The 21429-nt window shown below is 50.8% G+C and carries 17 protein-coding genes; 4 read left to right on the plus strand and 13 right to left on the minus strand.

Features of this window, described 5'->3' with window-relative positions:
- Window positions 1-36 precede the first annotated feature (36 nt).
- The 3 genes from AC2215_RS04215 to AC2215_RS04225 form a co-directional block, all read right to left on the minus strand.
- Entirely contained in the window at window positions 37-2103 is a 2067-nt protein-coding gene (locus tag AC2215_RS04215) for a ShlB/FhaC/HecB family hemolysin secretion/activation protein (RefSeq protein ID WP_486808706.1), read from the minus strand.
- Window positions 2104-2763: 660 nt separating this feature from the next.
- Window positions 2764-4599 carry a putative bifunctional diguanylate cyclase/phosphodiesterase gene (locus AC2215_RS04220; RefSeq protein WP_486808707.1) on the minus strand — a complete coding sequence of 612 codons (1836 nt, stop codon included), beginning with the start codon at window positions 4597-4599 and terminating at the stop codon, window positions 2764-2766.
- A gap of 94 nt (window positions 4600-4693) precedes the next feature.
- A complete protein-coding gene (locus tag AC2215_RS04225; protein WP_486808708.1) occupies window positions 4694-6088 on the minus strand; it encodes a hybrid sensor histidine kinase/response regulator in 1395 nt (464 codons plus the stop codon).
- A gap of 549 nt (window positions 6089-6637) precedes the next feature.
- Here AC2215_RS04225 and AC2215_RS04230 point away from each other — a divergent pair.
- Complete coding sequence (locus AC2215_RS04230) at window positions 6638-7657, plus strand: IS1380 family transposase (protein ID WP_486808709.1); 1020 nt, start codon at window positions 6638-6640, stop codon at window positions 7655-7657.
- Window positions 7658-8465: 808 nt separating this feature from the next.
- Here the strand turns inward: AC2215_RS04230 and pdhA are convergent.
- The gene (gene pdhA / locus AC2215_RS04235) at window positions 8466-9500 is read right to left on the minus strand and encodes a pyruvate dehydrogenase (acetyl-transferring) E1 component subunit alpha (protein WP_486808710.1); all 1035 of its coding nucleotides are present in this window, start codon (window positions 9498-9500) and stop codon (window positions 8466-8468) included.
- Window positions 9501-9968: 468 nt separating this feature from the next.
- On the opposite strand from pdhA, the gene AC2215_RS04240 reads away from it, so the two are divergent.
- Window positions 9969-12161 carry an IMS domain-containing protein gene (locus tag AC2215_RS04240; RefSeq protein WP_486808711.1) on the plus strand — a complete coding sequence of 731 codons (2193 nt, stop codon included), beginning with the start codon at window positions 9969-9971 and terminating at the stop codon, window positions 12159-12161.
- A gap of 217 nt (window positions 12162-12378) precedes the next feature.
- Window positions 12379-13548 (plus strand): iron-containing alcohol dehydrogenase, encoded by a 1170-nt coding sequence (locus tag AC2215_RS04245; RefSeq protein WP_486808712.1) that lies wholly within the window; start codon window positions 12379-12381, stop codon window positions 13546-13548.
- A 374-nt stretch (window positions 13549-13922) separates the two neighbouring features.
- On the opposite strand, the gene AC2215_RS04250 is transcribed toward AC2215_RS04245, so the two are convergent.
- The 4 genes from AC2215_RS04250 to AC2215_RS04265 form a co-directional block, all read right to left on the minus strand.
- On the minus strand, window positions 13923-14942 hold the full coding sequence (locus AC2215_RS04250) for a photosynthesis system II assembly factor Ycf48 (RefSeq protein ID WP_486808713.1): 1020 nt from the start codon (window positions 14940-14942) through the stop codon (window positions 13923-13925).
- Between the two features lie 83 nt (window positions 14943-15025).
- Window positions 15026-15403 (minus strand): rubredoxin, encoded by a 378-nt coding sequence (locus AC2215_RS04255; protein ID WP_486808714.1) that lies wholly within the window; start codon window positions 15401-15403, stop codon window positions 15026-15028.
- Between the two features lie 118 nt (window positions 15404-15521).
- A complete protein-coding gene (locus AC2215_RS04260) occupies window positions 15522-16130 on the minus strand; it encodes a cysteine dioxygenase family protein (protein ID WP_486808715.1) in 609 nt (202 codons plus the stop codon).
- A gap of 29 nt (window positions 16131-16159) precedes the next feature.
- Window positions 16160-16609, minus strand: a complete 450-nt coding sequence (locus tag AC2215_RS04265; protein WP_486808716.1) for a hypothetical protein — start codon at window positions 16607-16609, stop codon at window positions 16160-16162.
- 584 nt (window positions 16610-17193) lie between these two features.
- On the opposite strand from AC2215_RS04265, the gene AC2215_RS04270 reads away from it, so the two are divergent.
- A complete protein-coding gene (locus tag AC2215_RS04270) occupies window positions 17194-17418 on the plus strand; it encodes a hypothetical protein (protein ID WP_486808717.1) in 225 nt (74 codons plus the stop codon).
- 238 nt (window positions 17419-17656) lie between these two features.
- Here the strand turns inward: AC2215_RS04270 and AC2215_RS04275 are convergent, their stop codons facing one another.
- The 5 genes from AC2215_RS04275 to AC2215_RS04295 form a co-directional block, all read right to left on the minus strand.
- Complete coding sequence (locus AC2215_RS04275) at window positions 17657-18724, minus strand: LOG family protein (protein WP_486808718.1); 1068 nt, start codon at window positions 18722-18724, stop codon at window positions 17657-17659.
- Between the two features lie 196 nt (window positions 18725-18920).
- On the minus strand, window positions 18921-19244 hold the full coding sequence (gene trxA, locus AC2215_RS04280) for a thioredoxin (protein WP_486808719.1): 324 nt from the start codon (window positions 19242-19244) through the stop codon (window positions 18921-18923).
- A gap of 468 nt (window positions 19245-19712) precedes the next feature.
- Window positions 19713-20180, minus strand: coding sequence for a ferredoxin (locus AC2215_RS04285; RefSeq protein WP_486808720.1), 468 nt, complete (start codon window positions 20178-20180; stop codon window positions 19713-19715).
- A 265-nt stretch (window positions 20181-20445) separates the two neighbouring features.
- Entirely contained in the window at window positions 20446-20829 is a 384-nt protein-coding gene (locus tag AC2215_RS04290; RefSeq protein WP_486808721.1) for a DUF1257 domain-containing protein, read from the minus strand.
- A 71-nt stretch (window positions 20830-20900) separates the two neighbouring features.
- Window positions 20901-21110 (minus strand): DUF2997 domain-containing protein, encoded by a 210-nt coding sequence (locus tag AC2215_RS04295; RefSeq protein ID WP_486808722.1) that lies wholly within the window; start codon window positions 21108-21110, stop codon window positions 20901-20903.
- Window positions 21111-21429 lie beyond the last annotated feature (319 nt).

The following is a 21429-nucleotide window of genomic DNA, read 5'->3' on the forward strand; positions in this document are numbered from 1 at the left end:
TTCAGGGTTTTGAGAATTTCGACGTCCGAATTCCCCTTAGAACGGCGACCATCTTACAGAAAAATAAACCCCGTTTTCCTGCAAAGAATCTCGATCGGGATTGTTATCGTCGATCAAGCGAATCCCCCAATCCACGCGCGCTGAAAAGTCATCCCCTTGCAGCCACGCCAACCCCAGTCCGATGGCGACTAAGGTCGTCGGATCGGGATCGGTGCGACCTTCGGCTTCATTATTCCACGCCGTACCGACATCGAAAAAGGGACTCAGTTGTAGGGTTCCTTCTCGATTTGCCGTTCGCAGCAGGGGAATGCGTACTTCTGCCGAGGCAAACAAGCCATTATCGGAGAGCAACTCATCTTGACGATAGCCCCGCACGCTTTCAAAACCCCCCACTCCGAATTGTTCGAGGGGAACTAGAGAAGTTGCCGCCAGTTGCAAATCCGATCGCACGAGCAAGGAGGCTGCATTTTCCGACTCCGAGAGCAGTTTCAAGTATTGCACTTGACCCCGCCAGGTAAAAAATCGACTGTCCGGTGCGATACCGTTGACGGTGGCATCGAAGGCATCGATTCCCAAGCTAAACTGAGAGCGAGCCGCAAACACTTCCCGCGCCCCCCGTTCGGTATATTCTTGAAAAAAGCGCAGTACCGAGAGCCGGGTTTCGCCATCGTCGCTCGCCCCCAGGGACAGGGGAAAATCGACCCCCAACAAGGAGGTATCGCTTTCGCGCCGGGTGGCCGTCAAACCGAGGGCAAATTCTTGGGTTGGGGTTTCGTAAATCGGTTGGCGATAGCTAATCTCGAAGTCGCGGGAGTCCGCTTCGATGTCGAGGCGATCGAAAGGTTCTTCGACAATTTTGCTCGATACGATCCGAAATCTCAGGTCGATGGTGCCGTTGCTGGAGTTAATTGGCAGGGAGTAGCGCACTTCTCCTTCATTGCTACCATCGGTATTTTTGTAGCTCAGAGAAATGCTATCCCCAAACCCGAACAAATCCCGCTCGCGAATCTCTGTCCCCCGTCGGAAGGTTCCGACGCTCGGGGAGCGACCGTTATCGGCAAAGATATCGACGCTAAAGGTATCGGCTTCGATGACTTCGACTTCGAGTAAGTTGAGACCCGGACGAGACCCGGCCGATAGCTCTGCCGACAGGTTCTCCACCAGGGGATTGAGTTGTAGCAGTTGCAGCGATTCGAGCAGTCGTTCGACATTCAGAGGCGGTTCGGTGGCCCGTTCGAGGCGACCGCGCACGTAACCTTCATTCAGCCGTCCGTCTACCGTAACCAGGATATCTTCCAGGCGACCTTCCACCACTTTAATGGTGACGACCCCGCTATCTAAGGTTTGGGGCGGAATGAGCGCACCACTGGTAATGTATCCGTTTTCGGTGTAGAGTTCCGTCACGGCCGATCGCGCTTGGAGCAGTTGAGCGAAGGAAACTTCCCCGAGATATTCCCCGAGGACTTCGTCAAACTCAGCCTGAGTAAAGACCGTACTGTCGATGACTTCGTAGCGATCGACTTGAATGGTTCCCGGTAGAGTTTCGAGAATTTCCTCCGACGGGGCGTCTGAATCTGAGGGTTGCAGCAGTTCATCCGGTGACGGAAGCGGTTCGGGGATGGTCGGTTCCGGGAATTCGGGAGGGTCTGGTTGAATGGGTTGGACTTGAGCGACAGGAGACGCAAACGCTTCCTCAAATGCTTCTTCCTCAAATAACGATCGCCCCCCTTCGATACCGGTGCTGGAGTCATGAACTTTTAATTTTCTTTTTTCCGATTGTCGGAAAGAAAGGGATAAATCGTTCTCGAATTCCCCTAAATCGGACACGATTGGATTGACTTTTGCCGATTTGGCTGATTTTAAGGTTGGGGAGGGTACAGATGTGGCGCTCGCACTACTCACTAGTCCGAAAAAGAAGCCCGCCAGAGACAGCAGACCGAGGGCCTCTCGAGTTGAGGTTCGAGGTTGCAACTCCACAGACCAACCCCGGAAGCGCTTTTTCGGCTTAGAGGCTCGAAAGGCCTTTTTTAAAAGCCACCAGCTGCCCGACAACTTGAGTGCAGAAAGTTGTTGGTCTAACTCGATCGAGTTAGTTCGAGTCACGCCCCTCAGTTTTGCACAATTTCGAGCAAATAGATTCGGCATAGCTACAGTTCTTGGCAATTTATATCGGTAACAAGTATCAATTCAGTCTATACAGAGCCAGAAAATCGTTTTGTGGACTCCAACTGCACCCAGATGTCCTTTACTATCTACGAAGAAGCGGTTCCGGACAAGTCAGGAGTCCCCAAGAATGGGCTTCAAATCCTTACCGTTCAAGGTTTATTAGAAATTCAGACTCCCTCAACCCGAACAATCGAGTCACAGAAGCTAGGAAGTTAACGTGGGAGAAAAAGAGCGAGTCCGCAAGGATCGATGCACGAGCGATCGAGATTTTTAGAAATTGTCGTACTGGCTAACTTAACTTTCCCACAACCTGCGCGATCGCCCAATCCTCGGGCTTGCATTTCTCTCTTTAACGAGCCTAAAAACGCGCGAGAGTTATTACCCACATGGTTCGATTGAAAGTAGAAGAAACCGAACCACGTGCCGGAAATCGATCGAGGTTTTTCGTTTCAAGCTGGCTCTAGCACGATCGAACTTTTCGATCGCTTTAAGCATCCGGCGCGAGATCGGCAACAGTATAACAGAAAGCATTTACCCGTAAGATACGATCGACCCCCTTTTTTGGACGGGTGCAGCCAAGGACGCTCGCCCCATCGTTTAAAAGCGATAGTCTCGATCGAGAATCTCCCCCGCGCGATCGCCATCGAGAGCTCGATCGAACAAAAGACCCTGACCCCATTGACCTCCGAGAGCTTGAATTTGCCGAGCTTGTTGCTGGGTTTCGATCCCTTCAGCGATGACACTCATGCCTAAATGATGGGCCAGGGTGATAATAGCTTGGACGATTTCTTTATTTTTCCCACCGCTCTCCATGCGGGAGATGAAGGAGCGATCGATTTTGAGAGTATCGACGGGAAAACGATGCAGGTAACTCAAGGAAGAATAACCGGTGCCAAAATCATCGATACTCAGCTGAATCTGGCGGGATTTGAGCTCTTCAAGCAGAGTCGCTACCGATCGAGTGCTTTCCATGAGGGCGCTTTCCGTGATTTCGAGTTTTAAAGAGCGACCGTCTAACTGATAGCGAGCCAATATTTCGTCAATTTGTTCGAGTAAATTCGCTTGTACGAACTGGCGGACGGAGAGATTGACGCTCATGGTTAACGGCGGAGCTTCTTCGCCACTCGGATATTGTCTGCGGCGTTGAGTTTGCCAAGTTTGCAACTGACGGCAGGCGGTTTCGAGCACCCATTGGCCGATGGGAATAATCAGTCCCGTTTCTTCGGCTGCCGGGATAAACTCCATGGGGGAAATAAAACCTCGCGTCGGATGTTGCCAGCGTGCGAGGGCTTCAAATCCATGGATGCGTCCGGTATCGAGGGCGACGATGGGTTGGTAGTAGACCTGGAGTTCCTGGCGCTCGAGAGCTCGTCGCAAATCCGTATCGAGCTGCAAAAAGGCCAAAACCCGATCGTGCATGGTGCGATCGAATACTTGATAGCAAGCTCGACCTTTTTCTTTGGCCCGATACATGGCGACATCGGCATCTCGGAGAATATTTTCGGGCAGTTCGTAGCTATCCGTCCCCAAAACGATGCCAATACTGGTATTGATAAAAACTTCGTGGGGATCGATATGAAAGGGACGATTGAAAAGTTCGAGCAACTGTTGGGCCAAATCGGTGGCCTGGCGAATATCCCGAACGTTATCGAGGACGATGGTGAATTCATCGCCGCCCAATCGCGCTAGGGTTTCCACCTGCGGCACCGATGATTTCAAGCGTCGGGCGATTTCGACCAGAAGTCGATCGCCGACTAAATGCCCGAGGGAATCGTTGACGACTTTGAAGCGATCGCAATCGAGAAAGAGAACGGCAAACCGATCGCTGGGTTGGAGTTTGACGCGATCGAGCAGTTGGACGAGCCGATCGAGCAAAAAGGTTCGATTGGGCAGACCGGTGAGGCTATCGTGTAGCGCCATTTGCAGCAGCTTTTTTTGCACGTGCTTGCGCTTGATGATTTCCTGACTTAATTCCTGATTGACGGCTTCGAGTTGGGCGGTTCGTTCTTTGACTCGTTGTTCGAGTTGGGTTTGCAGTTTTTTGAGAGTGAGCTGGTTTTCGACGCGAACTAATACTTCCTCGACTTGAAAAGGTTTGGTAATATAATCGACGCCGCCAACTTGAAAGGCTTTGACTTTATCAAAACTGCGATCGAGGGCACTCAAAAACACAATGGGAATTCCTTGAGTTTCTCGATCGGACTTCAACGACTTACAGATGTCGTAGCCGTTCATTTGGGGCATTGTAATATCGAGTAAGATCAAATCCGGAGCTGCAGCTTTCACCGCCCTTAATGCCAGCGCTCCATTCAACGCACTCCGAACTTTATACCCCGATTCGCTTAAAATATTCGAGAGAAGACGTAGGTTGTCAGGGGTATCATCAACAATAAGAATATCTCCTTTAGAGAAGTGAGTGTTTGAGGTACTCATTATTCGTTTTAGATTCTTAAATTCATCTTTCTCTCTGGACTTTAGAGAGCGAGGGAGCCTTGAAAAAACTCTTGTTTGGCTTTAGAGAGCGCTTTCAATCGACCGGGTATTTGGTGGGAATTTCCAGGGTAAATGACGTGCCACTTCCCGGTGTGGAAAAACACTGAACGGTTCCCTGGTGCTGGTGAACCACAATGGCATAAACCATCGCCATTCCCACTCCCTTGAGGCTAGCTGTCGATTCAGTGGTAAAAAAGGGCTTGAAGACCTGTTGGACGGTCTCCTCGCTCATCCCAATTCCGTTGTCGGTAATGGTGATTTTGACCCGCTCGGTATCGGGACGCTCCGTACAAATCGTAATCATGGGGATGGGAAATGGAGACCCTCCTTCTCGATCGCGCCGATCGAGAGCGGTCATGGCATTGGTCATCATTTCACTAAAGACCCGCGTCATCTGACGGGCGTTGCACTCCACCCGGGGCAAATCGCCGTATTCCTTAAAAACCCGTACCGACGCACCATCACCAACCCGACGCTCTTGCAATGCGGCGATACTTCGCTCGAGACAGTCGTGTAAGTCCACGGATCGGAAATCCTCTGCCCCCAAGCGCGAGAACTGTTGGAGGGATTTCACAATGTCGGAAATAAACTCGGTCTTGGTTTGCATCGAGTTCATTTGCTCGGGCAAGTCAGATTGCAGTAGGCTTAGGTCTACTCGTTCGAGCAACCCTTGAACGGCCTGGGTGGGTTCGGGAACTTCGAGCTGATAGAATTGGAGCAAGTTTAAAAGATTTTGAGTGCGATCGCTCGCGTATCGAAGATTGCCGTAAATCGAATTAGCAGCCTGCTCGATCTCCGAAGCCAAAGCTAAGGTTAAATCTCCCAAATTCGAGATCCGTTCGCTTTGTTCGAGTTGGTCTTGAGTCTGTTGGAGTTCTTCGAGGGCCTTCTCGAGCTTCTGAGCTTGTTCTCGTTCTTTGAGTTCGGCCGCGCGACGATGACCGATCTCTTGCTGCAGGCGCACGTTTTGCTCGGCGAGTTGAACGGAAAGTCGCTGAAGATAACTATTTTGTTCGGCGAGTTGTTCGGAAAGTTGACGCAGGGTCAGATGAGCGTCAATTCGGGCGAGTACTTCTTCCACCTGAAAGGGTTTAGTGATGTAATCGACCCCACCTAAAGATAAGGCATCGGCTCGATCTCGAACTTCATCGAGATCGCTCATAAAGATGACTGGAATGCTGCGAGTGCGCTCGTCTTTTTGCAGCTTTTGGCAAAACTCGCGACCGCTCATATCTGGCATATTGAGATCCAGTAAAATGAGGTCGGGTGGGGTAGCCGTCGCACCGACGAGCGCCATCGAGCCGTTAATCGCACTGCGGACTTTGTACCCATTTTCTCCCAGGGCTACAGATAGAGAACGTAGCTGACTGGGGATATCTTCAACGAGTAAGAGATTGCCCTTGGGGATATCAGTTTGATGGCTGTTCATTACTCAGTCACTTGTTGAGTCAAGGTCATAATTTGATTAAAGCTAAAATTCCCTTGTGCGTCATGGCTTTCTGCGGGATGGCACGGCACTCAAAACATCGGACTGGCTCCCACATTCGTTTGACGATTTCCGTCAAAGCCCTGACGCTTTGGTTAGGTGTCTCAACACCTTTCTGGCATCTCCCGATCGAGCCGATCTTCGAGTCCGGATACAGAAGCATCCGTTTTTCAGACCGAAAACCTTCAGATCGGGGGATCCGAAGGTTGAAACTCTACATCGGCAGCGACGATCTCTGCCAACACTAGAGTTTCAGGAGAATTTTATTTTCCGACTCAAGACAAAGCACCCTACTCTGTAAACTTTAAGCCCGACCCCATTCAGATCGTAACCCGATCGCTCCAGTATGGGAACATCAGTTTTATCGAGGTCTCTCAAGACGAATGGAGTTTAGCCTGGATTATTCACGAGGAGATGCGATCGCCAAAAGAAAAAGAGCCTGAAATGTAATAAAATCAGGCTCTAACAAAGATTTTTCAGCTCCATTGTGCCATGACAGAGCGTGCAACTCCACTCCGGTTCGATTTTTATCAGCAGCGACGATTGAGTGTTGAGTTTTCCGACTTAGATTTGAGTTCGGATGCGGGAATTCTACTCGCCCGACAAGGGGAAGAGCGATTGCAGATTTGTCAAGGTTTGAGTGAGTGTATTCAAGAGTGGCGCGACCCCGACAAAATCACTCATCGCTTGCATCACATGTACTTCCCGGTCTTAATCAATGAAGCCACCAGTGGCTATCCTTTGGTCTTACAGTTGAGGGCTGGCAACACTCATCCGGGTAAAGGGGTCGCGGGGATTTTACGCTGGTTGTTTTGGCGCTTGAGACGCGCCTGGTCTGAGGTCTCAATTACTTTACGAGCCGATGCAGGGTTTTCGTTACCCGAAATTCTGCGGGTGTGCGAACGTTCTCGAGTCGGCTATGCCATTGGCTTTTCGAGCAATGCCGTACTCAAACGCAAAATTGCCAATTTACTCGAGCAGGCTCGGGTGGTTTGCTGCCTGACTCAGGAGAAAGCTCGCTTATTCGATGATGTCTATTACGCAGCCGCGAGTTGGTCAGAACCTCGACGATTGGTGATGAAAGCCGAATGGCTGCTCAAGGGGGCTAACCCTCGATTCGTCGTTACCAATCTAACGCTCCCACCCCAAGAACTCTATGATGACTTTTACGTTCAACGGGGAGCCGATAGCGAACATCCGATTAAAGAACTCAAGCTGGGGATGAGCGCGGGGCGACTGAGTTGTCGAACCTTTATCGCTAATCAATTCCGACTGCTTTTAGCTCAGGCGGCATACCTGTTGATGCTCACTTTGCGCCGAGCGGCAATAGGAACTCGCTTGGCTAATGCTCAAGTCGAACGACTTCGCAGCGCATTGATTAAAGGGGCTGCCCGAGTCCGGGTGTCCGCTCGCAGAGTTCTGGTGGAGTTAGCTGCGTTTTGTCCTTTTGCTGACGAAATTCGCTCCATCTGTGAGCGATTGTGCGAACCTTGGACTCTCCAACTGGGCTAATCCTTTCTCCATAATAGGATTGGTGTCTCCAATTTCTTCGAGATCGGGGTTTTTGAGCGATCGCACTCGGTATTTTTTCTCATCCCAACCCAGTCACTGCTCATTCCGATCGCGATCGCCCTGGAGAAAGTCGCACGATCGCACCTTCGTCACCGGCTCATGAATAATCCAGGCTAAGGGATCTGCGGGAAAATAATATATCAGTCGAAGGGGTCAACGGCCGTTAACCCCTACAGCAAGTCGTTGGCAAGCTGGTATCTTATTTTTTGGCAAGTCCCTAATCTCTCCCTTCCAAAACACCAGCTATTTCTTCGGTCGTGCGATCGCATTCGGTTTGGGCGAATTCTCAAAACTTTTCCCAATCCACAATCTTGTGACTGCCTGATGACTGCGACCCCGATACTCTCTGGGTCAGGGACGGATATAAGGTCGAGGCATCACAGAGGACTCCCAGGTGCTAAGACATCCCGATTCTACGTCCGCGCCCAACGTAGCGACTGCTATAGCTAAGCGCAGGAGAATCTTGACACTCAATGGCATGCCACTTTTGCATGACCCATTTGGGCTGGGTTCGTGACATTTTTGAGCGACTGAGTGTCCCGATTCATGCCTCTGGGCCTGATATGCACTCAGCTATAACTTTAGGATGCGAGTGGCTATGAGTTGGAGCGTCACAATAAGCTCGGACAAAGAGAGTCAGTTATTATCCTCATCTATCTTTGTCCTGCCATTAACCCAGCTTCGGTGACAACTATTTTTCCACTTCGCAGATCCGACCCACTCGGGCGAGAGTAGAACTGTTGCCACTCTATTCGTCTTCGGCAAAAATAAAGCGACGTAAATCTGCTGCATCCGGTTCGGGACTCTCGTTGGCAAAGGTCACCGAATCATCCACCGTTGCTTGAACCTGCCGTTCGATATCCTTGAGTTCTTCCGCGGTGGCTAAGTTGCGCTCGGTCAGGTGAACTTTCAAGCGTTCGATGGGATCGCGAGCCAACCACTCTTCTTTTTCCGCTGGGTCTCGCAACTCATCGGGGTCGGCGAGGGAGTGACCTCGGAAGCGATAGGTGAGGGCTTCGATCAGGGTCGGTCCTTCTCCAGCTCGAGCGCGGGCAACCGCTTCCTGGGCGACGGAACGCACCGCTAGCACGTCCATGCCATCCACTTCGACTCCAACCATATCAAAGACGCTGGCCTTTTTAAAAATTTCCGGCTGGGACGTGGCTCGATTGTGATCCATCCCGATGGCCCACTTATTGTTTTCCACCACGAATAAAATCGGCAACTTCCACAGGGCGGCCATATTCAAACACTCAAAGAACTGACCGTTGTTACTCGCCCCATCCCCAAAGAAACAGGCGACGACATTGTCGGCACTCTCGTCTCCAAGTACTTCTCGTCGGTAACGGCATTGAAAGGCCGCTCCTAAAGCCACCGGAATCCCCTCTGCCACGAAGGCATAACCGCCGAGTAAATTATGGGGGGCTGAGAATAAGTGCATCGAGCCACCGCGCCCTTTACTGCAACCCGTTTCTTTCCCGAACAGCTCCGCCATCACTTCCCGCGCGGACACCCCACAACTGAGGGCGTGAACGTGGTCGCGATAGGTACTGCTAACGAAATCTTCACCGGGTCTCATTGCTTTAATAATCCCCGTCGAGACCGCTTCTTGACCGCTGTAGAGGTGTACGAAGCCAAACATCTTGCCCCGGTAGTACATTTCGGCGCATTTGTCCTCGAACAAGCGTCCTAGAACCATATCCTCGTAAAGTAACAATCCGTCTTCTCGACTCACTTCCTGAGTGGTCGGATCGACGATCGGTAGGACACGTTCTCGAACCATACAGTTTCTCCTATAACTTCACCGCTTTACAATAATTAATCAAAGCATGACAGTGGAACGCTTTGCTAGAAGCGACGCGGGGAACGTACTTGCTTGAACGCGATCGACTCGATTGCCCAGCGCAGATACACGTTACCACGAATGCACAAACAAAGGCGACTTCTCATGCACCGTCAACTTGGGTCGGGTTCAGTGTAGATTGTGCCCTAATGGAGATTCTACGTCGCGCTCGTTCCGAGAAGCTTGCGTTTAACCACATCTTATATCAGTCGTCAGGAACAGCGTAGATTTTAGAGTGTCAACTCTTTGGACCTCTTATCTCCTCTCGATCCCCAGTTCATTAGCTGCCAGAATCTGAAAAATATCTAATATCTCACATCTAAAATTCTCCCGGATCGATACCCCGTTCGGCTCCGGGCAGATTGCGATAGACTAGATCGGGACTTGACTGCGATCCGGAGCGGACTCGTGCTAATTCCTCTCGATTACTACCGTATTTTAGGCGTCCCCATTCAAGCGACGGCCGAGCGATTGCAGGAGGCGCATCACGATCGGGTGCGACAAATGCCCCGTCGGGAATACTCGGAAGAGGCGATCGAGAAACGCAAACAGCTCATCGACGAAGCGTTTGAAGTTCTATCAAATCCCCAAGAACGCACCCGCTACGATGCAAATTTCCTGGCTAAAACCTACGAACTCGAGCCCTTGGGGACCGGCGGTCAAAATCGAGAAAATGGGGCAAGTCCTCAAACCTCTCTGAGAAATTCTCAAACACCCAGTCTTGACATCGATGACGATCGATCCATCGGTGCTTTGCTGCTTTTGCAAGAACTTGGCGAATATGAATTAGTATTAAAGCTAGCTCGTCCTCTCTTGGGGAGCCACCCGACAGAGTCAGATCCCGATCGAGAAAATCGTCCGGGTTCGGCTGCGGTGATTCGCTCGGATATTACTCTGGTGGCTGCGAGTGCCTACTTGGAGCTGGGTCGAGAGCAATGGCAGCAAAACCAGTATGAAAAAGCGGCCTCCTCTCTAGAAGCCGGTCAGGCTCTCTTACTACGCGAAAGCTTATTTCCGAACCTACGGGGTGACATGCAAGCCGATCTGAACAAACTTCGTCCCTACCGAATTCTAGAACTGCTCGCCCTCCCTGAAGAGCAAAGCGTGAACCGCCAGCGAGGGTTGCAATTGCTGCGGGATATGCTATCTGAACGCAGTGGTATCGATGGCAGCGGCGACGATCGTTCGGGTTTGGATGTCGACGACTTCTTGCGCTTTATCCAGCAGTTGCGCCCCCACACCACCGCAGCAGAACAACAGCTCCTATTCGAGCGCGAGGCTCGTCGTCCGTCAGCGGTGGCAACGTATCTGGCGGTCTACGCACTGATCGCTCGCGGATTTGCCGATCGCAAACCGGCGTTAATTCATCGCGCGCAGTTGATGTTGGTCCAGTTGGGACGGCGGCAGGACGTGCATCTGGAGCGCTCTATTTGCGCCCTGCTGCTGGGTCAGACGGAAACGGCCAGTCACGCTTTGGAACTCTCCCAGGAAGAAGAAGCTCTGGCGTTTATTCGAGAACATTCTCGCAATAGTTCGGATCTGCTGCCGGGACTTTGCCTGTACGGGGAACGATGGTTGCAAGATGACGTGTTCCCCCATTTTCGGGATTTAGCCGATCGCAAAGCTTCGTTGAAGGAGTATTTTGCGGACGAACAGGTGCAGGCCCATCTTGAGGCGTTACCCTCGGAAGCAGAACTGTCCGATCGATGGGTTGCGACTGGAACCACCATGGCATTGGCCGATCGTCCGACGACGACAGCCCACGCCCAAATTCCCGTCGCCCCAGCACCGGCCGTGAGGACGGCAGTGGCCGCGAGCGATACCAGTTCTGCTTTCGGTGCGATCGGTGCGAGTCCCGTGACGCAAGTGCCGCCACCGATGGCCGCGCGCGGGACTCCGGAATACCCCCAACTGCCGCTGCCGGAAGGGAACCCCTTCGAGAGCGACAAAGGAGGCACGACTCATTCGCGCTCCAAAGCTAAGTCAACACGCAAGACCCGTTCGGTGAAAATCGATCGACTGATATTAACCATCCTGGCCGGCTTACTGGCGCTGGGGTTTGCGGGCTTTTTGGCCAGCAAAATTGTCGGAGGCTTGGCGGGCTTGGTCCGCTCGCTCTCCGGACCCGAGTTAGACGGTGACGGATTGGCAATTCGCCTCAATCAACCTCCCTTAGAAATTCCCAAACCCGCACCCCCTTCTGCCTCTCGATCGGGACCGCTGAATGAGACCGTTGCCAAACAGATTATCGAAACCTGGTTGAATACGAAGAAAGCGGCAATGGGTTCCCAGTATCAGATTGACAAACTCTCGGAGATTTTAGCCAGCCCAGCTCTGGAGGATTGGCAGCAACGGGCGGCCAGCGCTCGAGATGAGGGAATCTACGTCGAGTACGAACACGGGGTAGAGATTGTTTCGGTGACTCCCAATGAAGGGGATGAAAACCAAGCGGTGGTGGAAGCTCGGATCCGCGAATCGGAAACCATTCTCCAGGGTGGTCAACCCGTTGGGGGGGGCGATAGCAACCTGCTCGTTCGTTACCAACTCCTAAGGCAAAACAATCAATGGTATACCCAGGATTGGACTTGGGAAACGTTATAGCGATCGCCGCGATGGTTAAGATTCTGGTGAGGGGGAGCGTTGGCATGCTTGGATGCGATCGGTAGGTCTTACAGAATGTAGCGATCTTCCCCTAAAATCTTGAATTTTTCATCCTCTCCTCCTTGTCCTGTTGCCCCAGATCTCCGAAAGAGCGATCGCCACTCATCCGAAACGATAACCCCCTAAAATCTAAAATCTAAAATCTTCCGATCGATATATGTCTCACACCCCAGCCTCAGAATTATCCCCTCAAACCACATCACTCTTACCACCACTGACCATCGCACCCGCCCGCGTGATTCGAGGCTGTGGGGCGATCGCTTCTGCGGCTTCCGAAATCGCCCGCCTGGGCAAACGTCCTTTAATCGTGGGGGGAGAGCGGACCCTAGACTTGGCTCGCGATCGCCTGCTGCCAGCTCTGGATGCCCAGCAACTTCACGTGACCCTCGCGTCCTACGGCACGGATTGCGATGAAGCGGGATTAGCCGCCATGCAGCAAGCGGTATCCGATGGCGAAGCGGATGCGATCGTCGGAGTGGGTGGGGGAAAAGCCCTCGATGCCGCCAAACTCCTCGCCTATCGCTGCGGGCTGCCGATTGCCACCATTCCCACCTCGGGGGCGACTTGCGCGGCGTGGACGGCTCTGTCGAACGTCTATTCATCGGAAGGTGCATTCTTGTACGATGTTCCCCTGGAGCGTTGTCCGGATTTGCTCGTCCTCGACTACGATTTAATTCAAACGGCCTCCCAGCGCACTCTCGTCGCCGGAATTGGCGATGCTTTGGCGAAATGGTACGAAGCGTCGGTCAGTAGCGGTCATTTAGAGCACACCACCATCGTGGCGGCAGTCCAACAGGCGCGCGTCCTGCGAGATCTGCTCCTGCAAAAATCGACGGTTGCCCTCGCCGAACCGGGGAGTTCCGTCTGGCAAGAAGTGGTCGATGCCACGGTCTTACTGGCTGGGGTCATTGGCGGACTCGGTGGCGCTCAATGTCGTACTGTGGCCGCCCACGCCGTTCACAATGGTTTGACTCATTTACTGGCCAGCCACGGCACCCTCCACGGCGAAAAAGTGGCTTACGGTATCTTGGTACAGTTGCGCCTCGAAGAACTGTGTCAGGGCAGCCAGTTAGCGATTTCCGCCCGACGGCAGCTTTTGCAATTCTTCGAGACGATCGGATTGCCGAAAACCCTCTGGGATCTCGGACTTGGGGAGATTTCCCTGACCGAATTGCACCACGCAGCTGAAGTCGCTTGTGCGGCAGATTCCGATATTCACCGACTCCCATTTTCCGTCGTTCCCGAACAACTCGTGGCGGCGATGGTTTCAACGACCGCTTTGACGGGAAACAATCGGAGTTCGCTATCGGGTAGTGTCAGCGATTAATGCTCGTTGAGAATGGGGTCTTTCGAGGGTCGTTATATCAAGTTCGGATAATTACTTACAATAAAGAAACCCTTGTGCTTAAATTCAGGCGAATTTTAATGAGAAGTGTTTAAGCGAACCTGATATTACAGCGGTTTTCAAAAACATTGACCGCTGAAAGAAATTTGTAGGGTGGGCAGTTTTCCTCTCCGGGGTCGTACTCTGAATTAGCTATTGCACTGCCCACCAACCCCGATTGGGTTCAACCTTAATGAAAACCGCTATAAATCCCAAAAGAATGAGGGAGAATTCTGCAGAATCCTCCCTCGAGTTGACCCACGCTCGCATCTATAAAAAGTGTCGGGGGTCAGTTATTTCAATTGTTTCAATGCGATTTATGTCGCTTGAGACGTTCCTTTATACCGCAGCATCGTCCCCCGCTGACCGAGAATAAATCCTTGGTCGGCCGAGATAAACTTGACCCGGTTGAAGTTGGACGGAATGCTCTCTAACTCGGCATCTTTGAGCCAGGTTTGACCGCCATCCAAACTACAAAGGGCATTACCGCTACCGCCAACGCCCCAAATTTCTTCGGGAGTTCGGTAACCTAAATCGAGTAATCCCAAGCTATTCTTGCGCTCTGGATAAATCGGCTCTTGCCATTGCGGTTCTTGACCGGGTTCGGTCTTATCGATATCGCTAAATTGAACCATGCCACCGCGACCGAGAGTCCACAGCTCGCCATCGGGGCTAAATCCCATATTCTGCAAGCGGCGAGAACTCTCGCGGTTGTAGGGCCGCCATGTGGGTTCGCCGGGTTTCCAAACGGAGAAGAAGTTACCCCGTGCAGAAACCGCAACATATCCACCATCTTCAGACCGGGAAATATTCCGCAGTATACCAACAGCCCCCTGAACTAGAGCTTTCCAGTTTTTTCCGCCATCTTGAGTGCGATAAATAGCCCCGATGTTGGTGGTCATTTCCGCTGCTTGCGGTCCCATGGCAAAGATCGTACTCGGATTTCCCGGCAGCTTTTGGCTCAATGGAACGCGGAACCAGGAGTTACCACCATCTTCGGTATGCAAGAGCACGGAAGGGGTGCCGACGATCCAACCTTCATCGCCGGAAAAACTGATGGAGTCGAAGCGAATCTTTTCATCACCAAAATCTAACTCGCGCGTTTCCCACGTCAAGCCACCATCGGTGGTCTCGAGAAGGGTTGCGTTAGACCCCACACTCCAACCTCGTTGCAAATCGTCGGTAAATGCAATATCGGATATGGTTTCTTCGGTCGGTAACGAGAGAATTTCCCACGGATTTTCATCTAAGGTCGGCGCGGTACGACAGCCCACGCACAAGAAAATAGCCGCAAATAATACGGCTAATTGTTTGAAGCGATTAAAAATAGAATTCATGAGGTTGGATTCGATCTCTGGCAATGATATGGATAGCAATAATTGGAGTGGATTTGGCAACGGATAACTTGCCCGTAAGAGCCTTATGTCAAACCGTAAAAACTCAGCATGATTAATACCGCGACGCCTAAACCCCCAAAAATTAACAGACTTTTTTGTCCGGGGGTGAGGGTGTTCACGCCGAAGCCATAGCCGTAATTTTCCTTGAATCCCGAGGCACTACTCGCCGGTCCGATATTAGAAAAGGCATTTTTGCGAGCACCGCAGACCGGACAGCGCCAGGTCACGGATAATTCTTCAAAGGACGTATTCGGTAAGATCCCTCCCACGCTATCGCCTTTTTCCGGCTCGTAGACGTAGCCGCAAGGAGCGCATTCATACCGATCGAGTTCGGCAACATCGGAGGTACTCTCCGTCGCACTGGCTGGGGAGTTTTGCTCTGGGACTTTTGGGGTTTCCATTACTTGGGGCTTTTGAGCGGTTTGAAAGTATCAATATTAAAATTTCTGTTAAATATTATGACATAATCGAGTTCACCTGCATCAAAAACCCTTTTATTTGCTTAGAGGGTAAAGTCGGCTAAAACTTTGTTGCCTGATGGGCGATCGGATCGAACTCAAACCTCCGAGTGTAGTCGGCTTTGCCGTAAAGATTGAAAGAAACGGTGGGTTCGTCTCCCATGGCTTCAATAGAGTGAATCGCGTCGGGTACAAAGCCGATGATTTGACCCGGTTCCAAAATGCGATCGCCCACTTGTTCGATGCGATCGGGATATTCTTCATCCGGTGCGCGCCGCCAAAACGTATTCTTCTCCTCCCCTTGCAAAAGTGCCACCAATCCCCAACCGGCATGATTGTGGATGGAGGAAACTTTCCCCGGCTGCCATGCCACCATCTGTACCGTCAGGGGATAGTCGGGTTCGTCGTAAAGCATCACCACCGACCAACCTTTTTGCGGGTCGGGGGGTAGGTACTGAGCTTCGAGCCAAGGAGAGTCGATGAGAAACTGTCGCACCAAAGGGGATATGTACCGCAGACGCTGAAGATCGTCGGTGTGGGCTTCTAAAATATCGTCGAGATCGCTGAGCAATCGATACAGTCGGTAGGGAGTTGGAAGATTCGCTTTTGGAACCCCATCTAAGATTTCGCAGCGTCCTTCTCCGGTTACGATCGAGTCACTCGCTTCCATCGGCTTCTCCTCCAAAGGTTGAAGACTTGTTACTGTACCACGATCGGGTAGTCAGGGGTGGGGTTGAGGGGACAGCTAAACACGTAGTTCCCTGGTTTTAAGGTAATCTGATACTCCTGGGTGGTTCCTTGAGTGAGGCCGCCACCGCTAACTTTCGGTAAGGTGATGCCCGTTGCTCCCGCTCCGCGCAAGTAGAATCCCAACTCGTAGGGTACGTCTTGATTGGTGACCTTAAAGATATAGTCTCCGGCTTTGAGGGTTAATGGTTTAAACTTAGCTTCCCGTTGGGATAGCGTGTCGGTATTGATTTGCTTGCACGCATCGGCATCTGTGGGTTGATATTCGTAATCTTTCTCCTCTGTTTCTAAAAACTGACAACCGGTTTGAGTCAGAGAAATCGTCGTCGGTGGTGCGCTCGACGTTTCGTTAGTCCCAGAGGAGGTTGGAGAATTTTGAGTACAGCCTGCAGTCCCCAACATCAGAAGCATTGTCCAAACCAGCGCTCGGGATGCTTTTGGGGAAGAAGCTAGAGGAGTTCGAAAAAGGCTGGAAATCATGATTTTTACTCGCCGGTTGAGAGGTGAAGTTTTGAGAGATTGCAAGGGACGATCGCGCTCGATTCTTTTGGCTGAGTCATGGGATAATTCAGTCTTTCGAGTTGCCGTCCGATATTTTCTTCAGGGTATTATTGAAATCTCGCGAATCCCTGAGTGGAAGATAAGTTTTTACCCAGAATAAGATAGGAGCTAAATATTGTCACAACGGTGCGAGGTTACCGTCACCTTGAGCCTCAAATCCTCGTTTTTGGCGATGGCGATCGACACCATAAGTTTTCAGGGATTTCTCATCCAGAACTTAGATTGAGATGCTACCTTAAATACCGTACGGGAAGTCTAAGTAAAGCGAGCGTATTGTAACGGAAAATAACACAAATGTTCCGGTGCTTTGGGCTTACCCGTCCTTTAGAATTCCTAAATCTTTTCGATCTGAGGTGCGTTTTCTGCTCCGCCTATCTATAATGGCATAAATATACACATTCAATCGTTACATTGGAGATCGGTAGATGAAAGTTAAATACCTGAGTGCCCTAGCAACAATGACGCTTCTGAGCGTTGGTCTGGCTGTCGGCTGCTCGAATCCTTGTGCGGCTCAAGACGAAGCCCCCACCGAAACCCCAGCAGCAGCCCCAGCCGCGGATCCTTGCGCTGCCAAGGAAGCGGATCCTTGCGCTGCTAAGGAAGCCGATCCTTGCGCTGCTAAGGAAGCCGATCCTTGCGCTGCTAAATAATCTAGATAATATCGTCGGTTGAACTGCATTGTTACCGATACGCAGAATAACACCGGCTTTAGAGGACAGACTGTACCAGTCTGTCCTTTATCGATCGAACATCTTCGGCAAAGAACAAACGAATCAATTTCTAGACCGAAGCGATCGCTTTATCCCCCTTTGACTGTTTCAATCTTCCCCTTACCTTTCCCCCTTGTTCGGAGGTTTCTACCATCTTCAATCGAAGGTCTTCTCGGGTTTACTTTTGTTCGGGATGCTCTAACTCCGGACTCGGACAGCCCAGTTGATTGATGGTGGCAATGAGTTGGTGGAGTCGCCCTAAGTCCCGTTGGTTGAAATAGAGTGCGAGTCTGGGCAAATCGATCGTCTCGTCGTTAGATTCTTGGGGAAATGCCGAGCTTTTTTCAATCCGTCCTTTGAGCAAAATATCGCTAAAGTTGGTATTTAAGTATTCGACATCTTCATCGGAAAGTTCGCATTTGAGGCGGATCGCTAATCGATCTTCCACATAGCGACTGGAATGATAGACGCGGTAAAAGCTCCGAATCGCTTCGCAGGCGATGTCCAAGTTATCGGTAATCGTGTAAAGGCTAGAGTCTTCGGCACTAATCAGACCCCGTTCGAGCAGTCGGCGATGAATGTATTCGTCCCAGCTTTGCCAGTAGTCTCCTCCAGGTCTGTCAATCATAACGATGGGAGCCGGACCGTATTTCCCGGTTTGGCTTAAGGTCAAGCTCTCGAAAGCCTCGTCCTGGGTACCAAAGCCCCCTGGAAAAAGAGCCAGGGCATCGCTTTCTTTGAGGAAAAAGAGTTTGCGGGTGAAGAAATACTTAAAATCGATGGATTTGGGATCTCCAGCGATAAATGGGTTTGATTCTTGCTCGAAGGGAAGCTGAATGTTGAGGCCGAAAGAATGCTCTGCGGTTGCACCCTCATTGCCTGCTTGCATGATGCCACCACCGGCTCCGGTAATGACCATAAATCCCAATTCGGTCATCCGGCGAGCAAAACGAACGGCCATGTCGTATTCGGGTCGATCGCTCGGCGTTCGGGCGGAACCGAAGATGGCGATTTTACGAACGTGTCGGTAGGAATAAAACACCTCTAATCCCTGCTCCATATCCTGTAGGGTATAGGTGAGGATTTTCCAGTCGAGACGTTCGACATCGTTGTTGGCAATGCGGACTAGTGCAGCGAGCGATCGAGCGATCCATTTTCCGTGTTCGAGGTCTGGTAAGCGATCGAGTAACTCGAGGATTTCGGTTTGGAGAGCGATCGAGTCTTGGGAAGAAGCATTTTTAACCATACAAACTGACGACTTGCAAGGTTCTAATGGGGGCAAGACTCCAGCTCGAACCGATTAATTCGACTTCACAGACGCTGGAATCACCAACTTTAAAAATAAATAAAGCTGGGTTAACTCTTAAACGAGGTAACAACCAGCTTTGAAAACAGACATCAAACGTTTTACCATCAAACGTTATCAGAGTCTTTCGATCGGTTTAGAGATACTTTTCTAAGGTGTTGGCTAAGGTCGTTTTTGGAACGGCACCCACGACCATATCCACTCTATCTCCACCTTTAAATATCATTAGAGTTGGAATACTACGAATCCCGTACTGGCTTGCCACATTAGGATTATCGTCTGTATTTAACTTCACGACTTTCACTTTTCCGTCGTACTGCTGCGCGATTTCATCTACCACTGGAGAGACCATGCGGCAAGGACCGCACCACGGGGCCCAAAAATCTACAAGGACGGGAATGTCGCTGTTGAGTACTTCTTCCGTAAAGCTGGAATCTGTAACTTGCGTGGCTTCTGACATGCCTAAAGATCCTTACTGTATACCGTATCTTAGTCTCAACATTCTACCACAGCAGTCGTAGCAGTTTTTACAAGAATTGCGTGTTACCGCTCTTCCGAGCTTCCAAAAGGAACCGCCTGGAAAAAATTTCCAGGCGGAGTGTGGTGTGAGGAGTGAACGGAAACATGCGTCTCCGCTTTTTCTATTGTAATCAACAGGACACATCCGTGTGAAAAGAACCAAAAATTTCTTAAGAAAAGTCCTCCGAACCTGCCTGAAGGGCTAAATTTACACAAGTTCGATCGCCGATCTAGCCGTTCGCACCCTTTTCGTGACATGTTTTCAGTCCTGGGGAAGGGAGAACTCGGAATTCCGAAGAGGGAAGGGGAATGAGGGAATGGGAAAACCGATTTATTCGCTCGTGTAAATAAACTGCGGGCGGAGCAAAGCGCAGGGGGAGCACAGCGCAGGGTTTGCGCTCTAGCTGCTTCAGGTGCGAGGGTTCTTCTTGCGGGATCTGGGCTTTTTGCGCTCGCGCTGGGTTGACATCAATTTGCCTTTGGCGATGGGAACGCCTGCAATGGGAATCACTTGATGCTTGCGTTCTTCTTCAAGGGTTTTGAGTTCTGTATAATCGACCCAGTGAATGCAGTTAACCGGACAGGTGTCGATCGCCTCTTGTATAGTATCTTCGCCATCGCCATCTTGGTCGAAAACTCGCGCGCGACCGTGTTCTGCTTCAATATAAAAGGTGTTGCGAGCGACGTGGGCGCAGTTTTTGCAGCCGATGCAGGTGAGTTCGTCAACGTATACCCCTTTTTGCCGCAACACACCGCCTAACTCCGGCTCGAAACCGGAACGCTCGGGGGCTTGGCGTAAAGTTCCACCCAACTCCGGCTCAAATCCAGAACGATCGGGATCTTCACTCGTGAAACCTGGAGAAAAATCCGAGTTCATACTCTTTTTGGAGGTCGATGACCGTTAATTTTTAATTCAAAACAGGGAAAGAAAAAATATTCTTTCCCTGCGGTTCGATCGAATACTTCCCACAACTTCAATACGCAGTCGGCTTGAATTTGAGTTTTGGATAAAACACGAATCGAGCACCACGCAACAGGACAATCGGTTAGTTCCCGAGGTTTGGCAATGGCAACATTCAGGATGCGAGTTTATCTAAAACGGGTATGACTTTAGGGAAGCGACCCGAACGGCTCGATTTGTCTTATGCCCAGCGTTGCAGAACTAAGCGAATCGAACCATCTTCGTTCTTTTGCTGTTCGGCGACTTGAAAGCCTTGTTTGGCGGTTTCGCTCATGACGGTTTGGTAGGCGTATTGCTGCGTAACTTTTTGCAGGAAGCGCTCGACAGAACCGTTTTGCTGCCAGAATTGTAAATCGGCCACGAGTTCGTACTCCTGACCGTTCCAGCTAAAGCCAATATCGTAGCCGTTGTCTTGCTCGACGACGACTTCGGCCGTATGGGTTTGACCGCGATAGCCCCGTACTTCTCTGGGTCCGCTTTTCCATTCAACCTTGAGTTGAGTTAAAGCACTTTGTAAGGAGGTCAGATTTCTGATTTTTGTTTTGAGATGACTAAAGTGTGACATGGCAACTTATGTTAAAAAAACAGCAGTCGATTGACAGTGGAAACCGAATCCAACGCAACAAAACGCAAAATTTACCACTCGTTCTGGGTCGCCCAAGCATCGACACTGGTTGCTTGAGATTGCTCGGTGGCAAAAAATTCAGAGGTTGTTTTTTGCGAGAGGACTTGTCCGAGTTGGGCTTCGATGGCTGCGGTGACTTCCGCACAAGATGCACCACTGATGCCCGTTACTTTTTCAAAAACCCTGCCATCTGGATAGATAATAAATTCTAGTGTTTCCATAGTTGGCGCGTACCGCAAGAAGATCGACAAACTCGGAATCTCTAACTCATAGCCGCCTAGCTGGCTGAGCGATCTACCATCTGTGTGGCTAAATAACTCTTGACTAGTCTTGAAGAAAGCCAGCAAGAAGTTAACAAAACTTATTCCTTTGTGTAATTATACTCTAATTAGAAGTAAGTTTCGCTTAACTTTTCTCTGGCGTCAAGAGTCAAGCAGAGATTCAGATAGAACATAGAGCGCGCAAAAAAGCTTATTGTTATCTAGAGTTGCACGGCGATCGAAACCGTCTCAGAGCGACGGATAATAAAAAGTTGCTCTT

This window comes from Zarconia sp. (genome assembly GCF_057467645.1).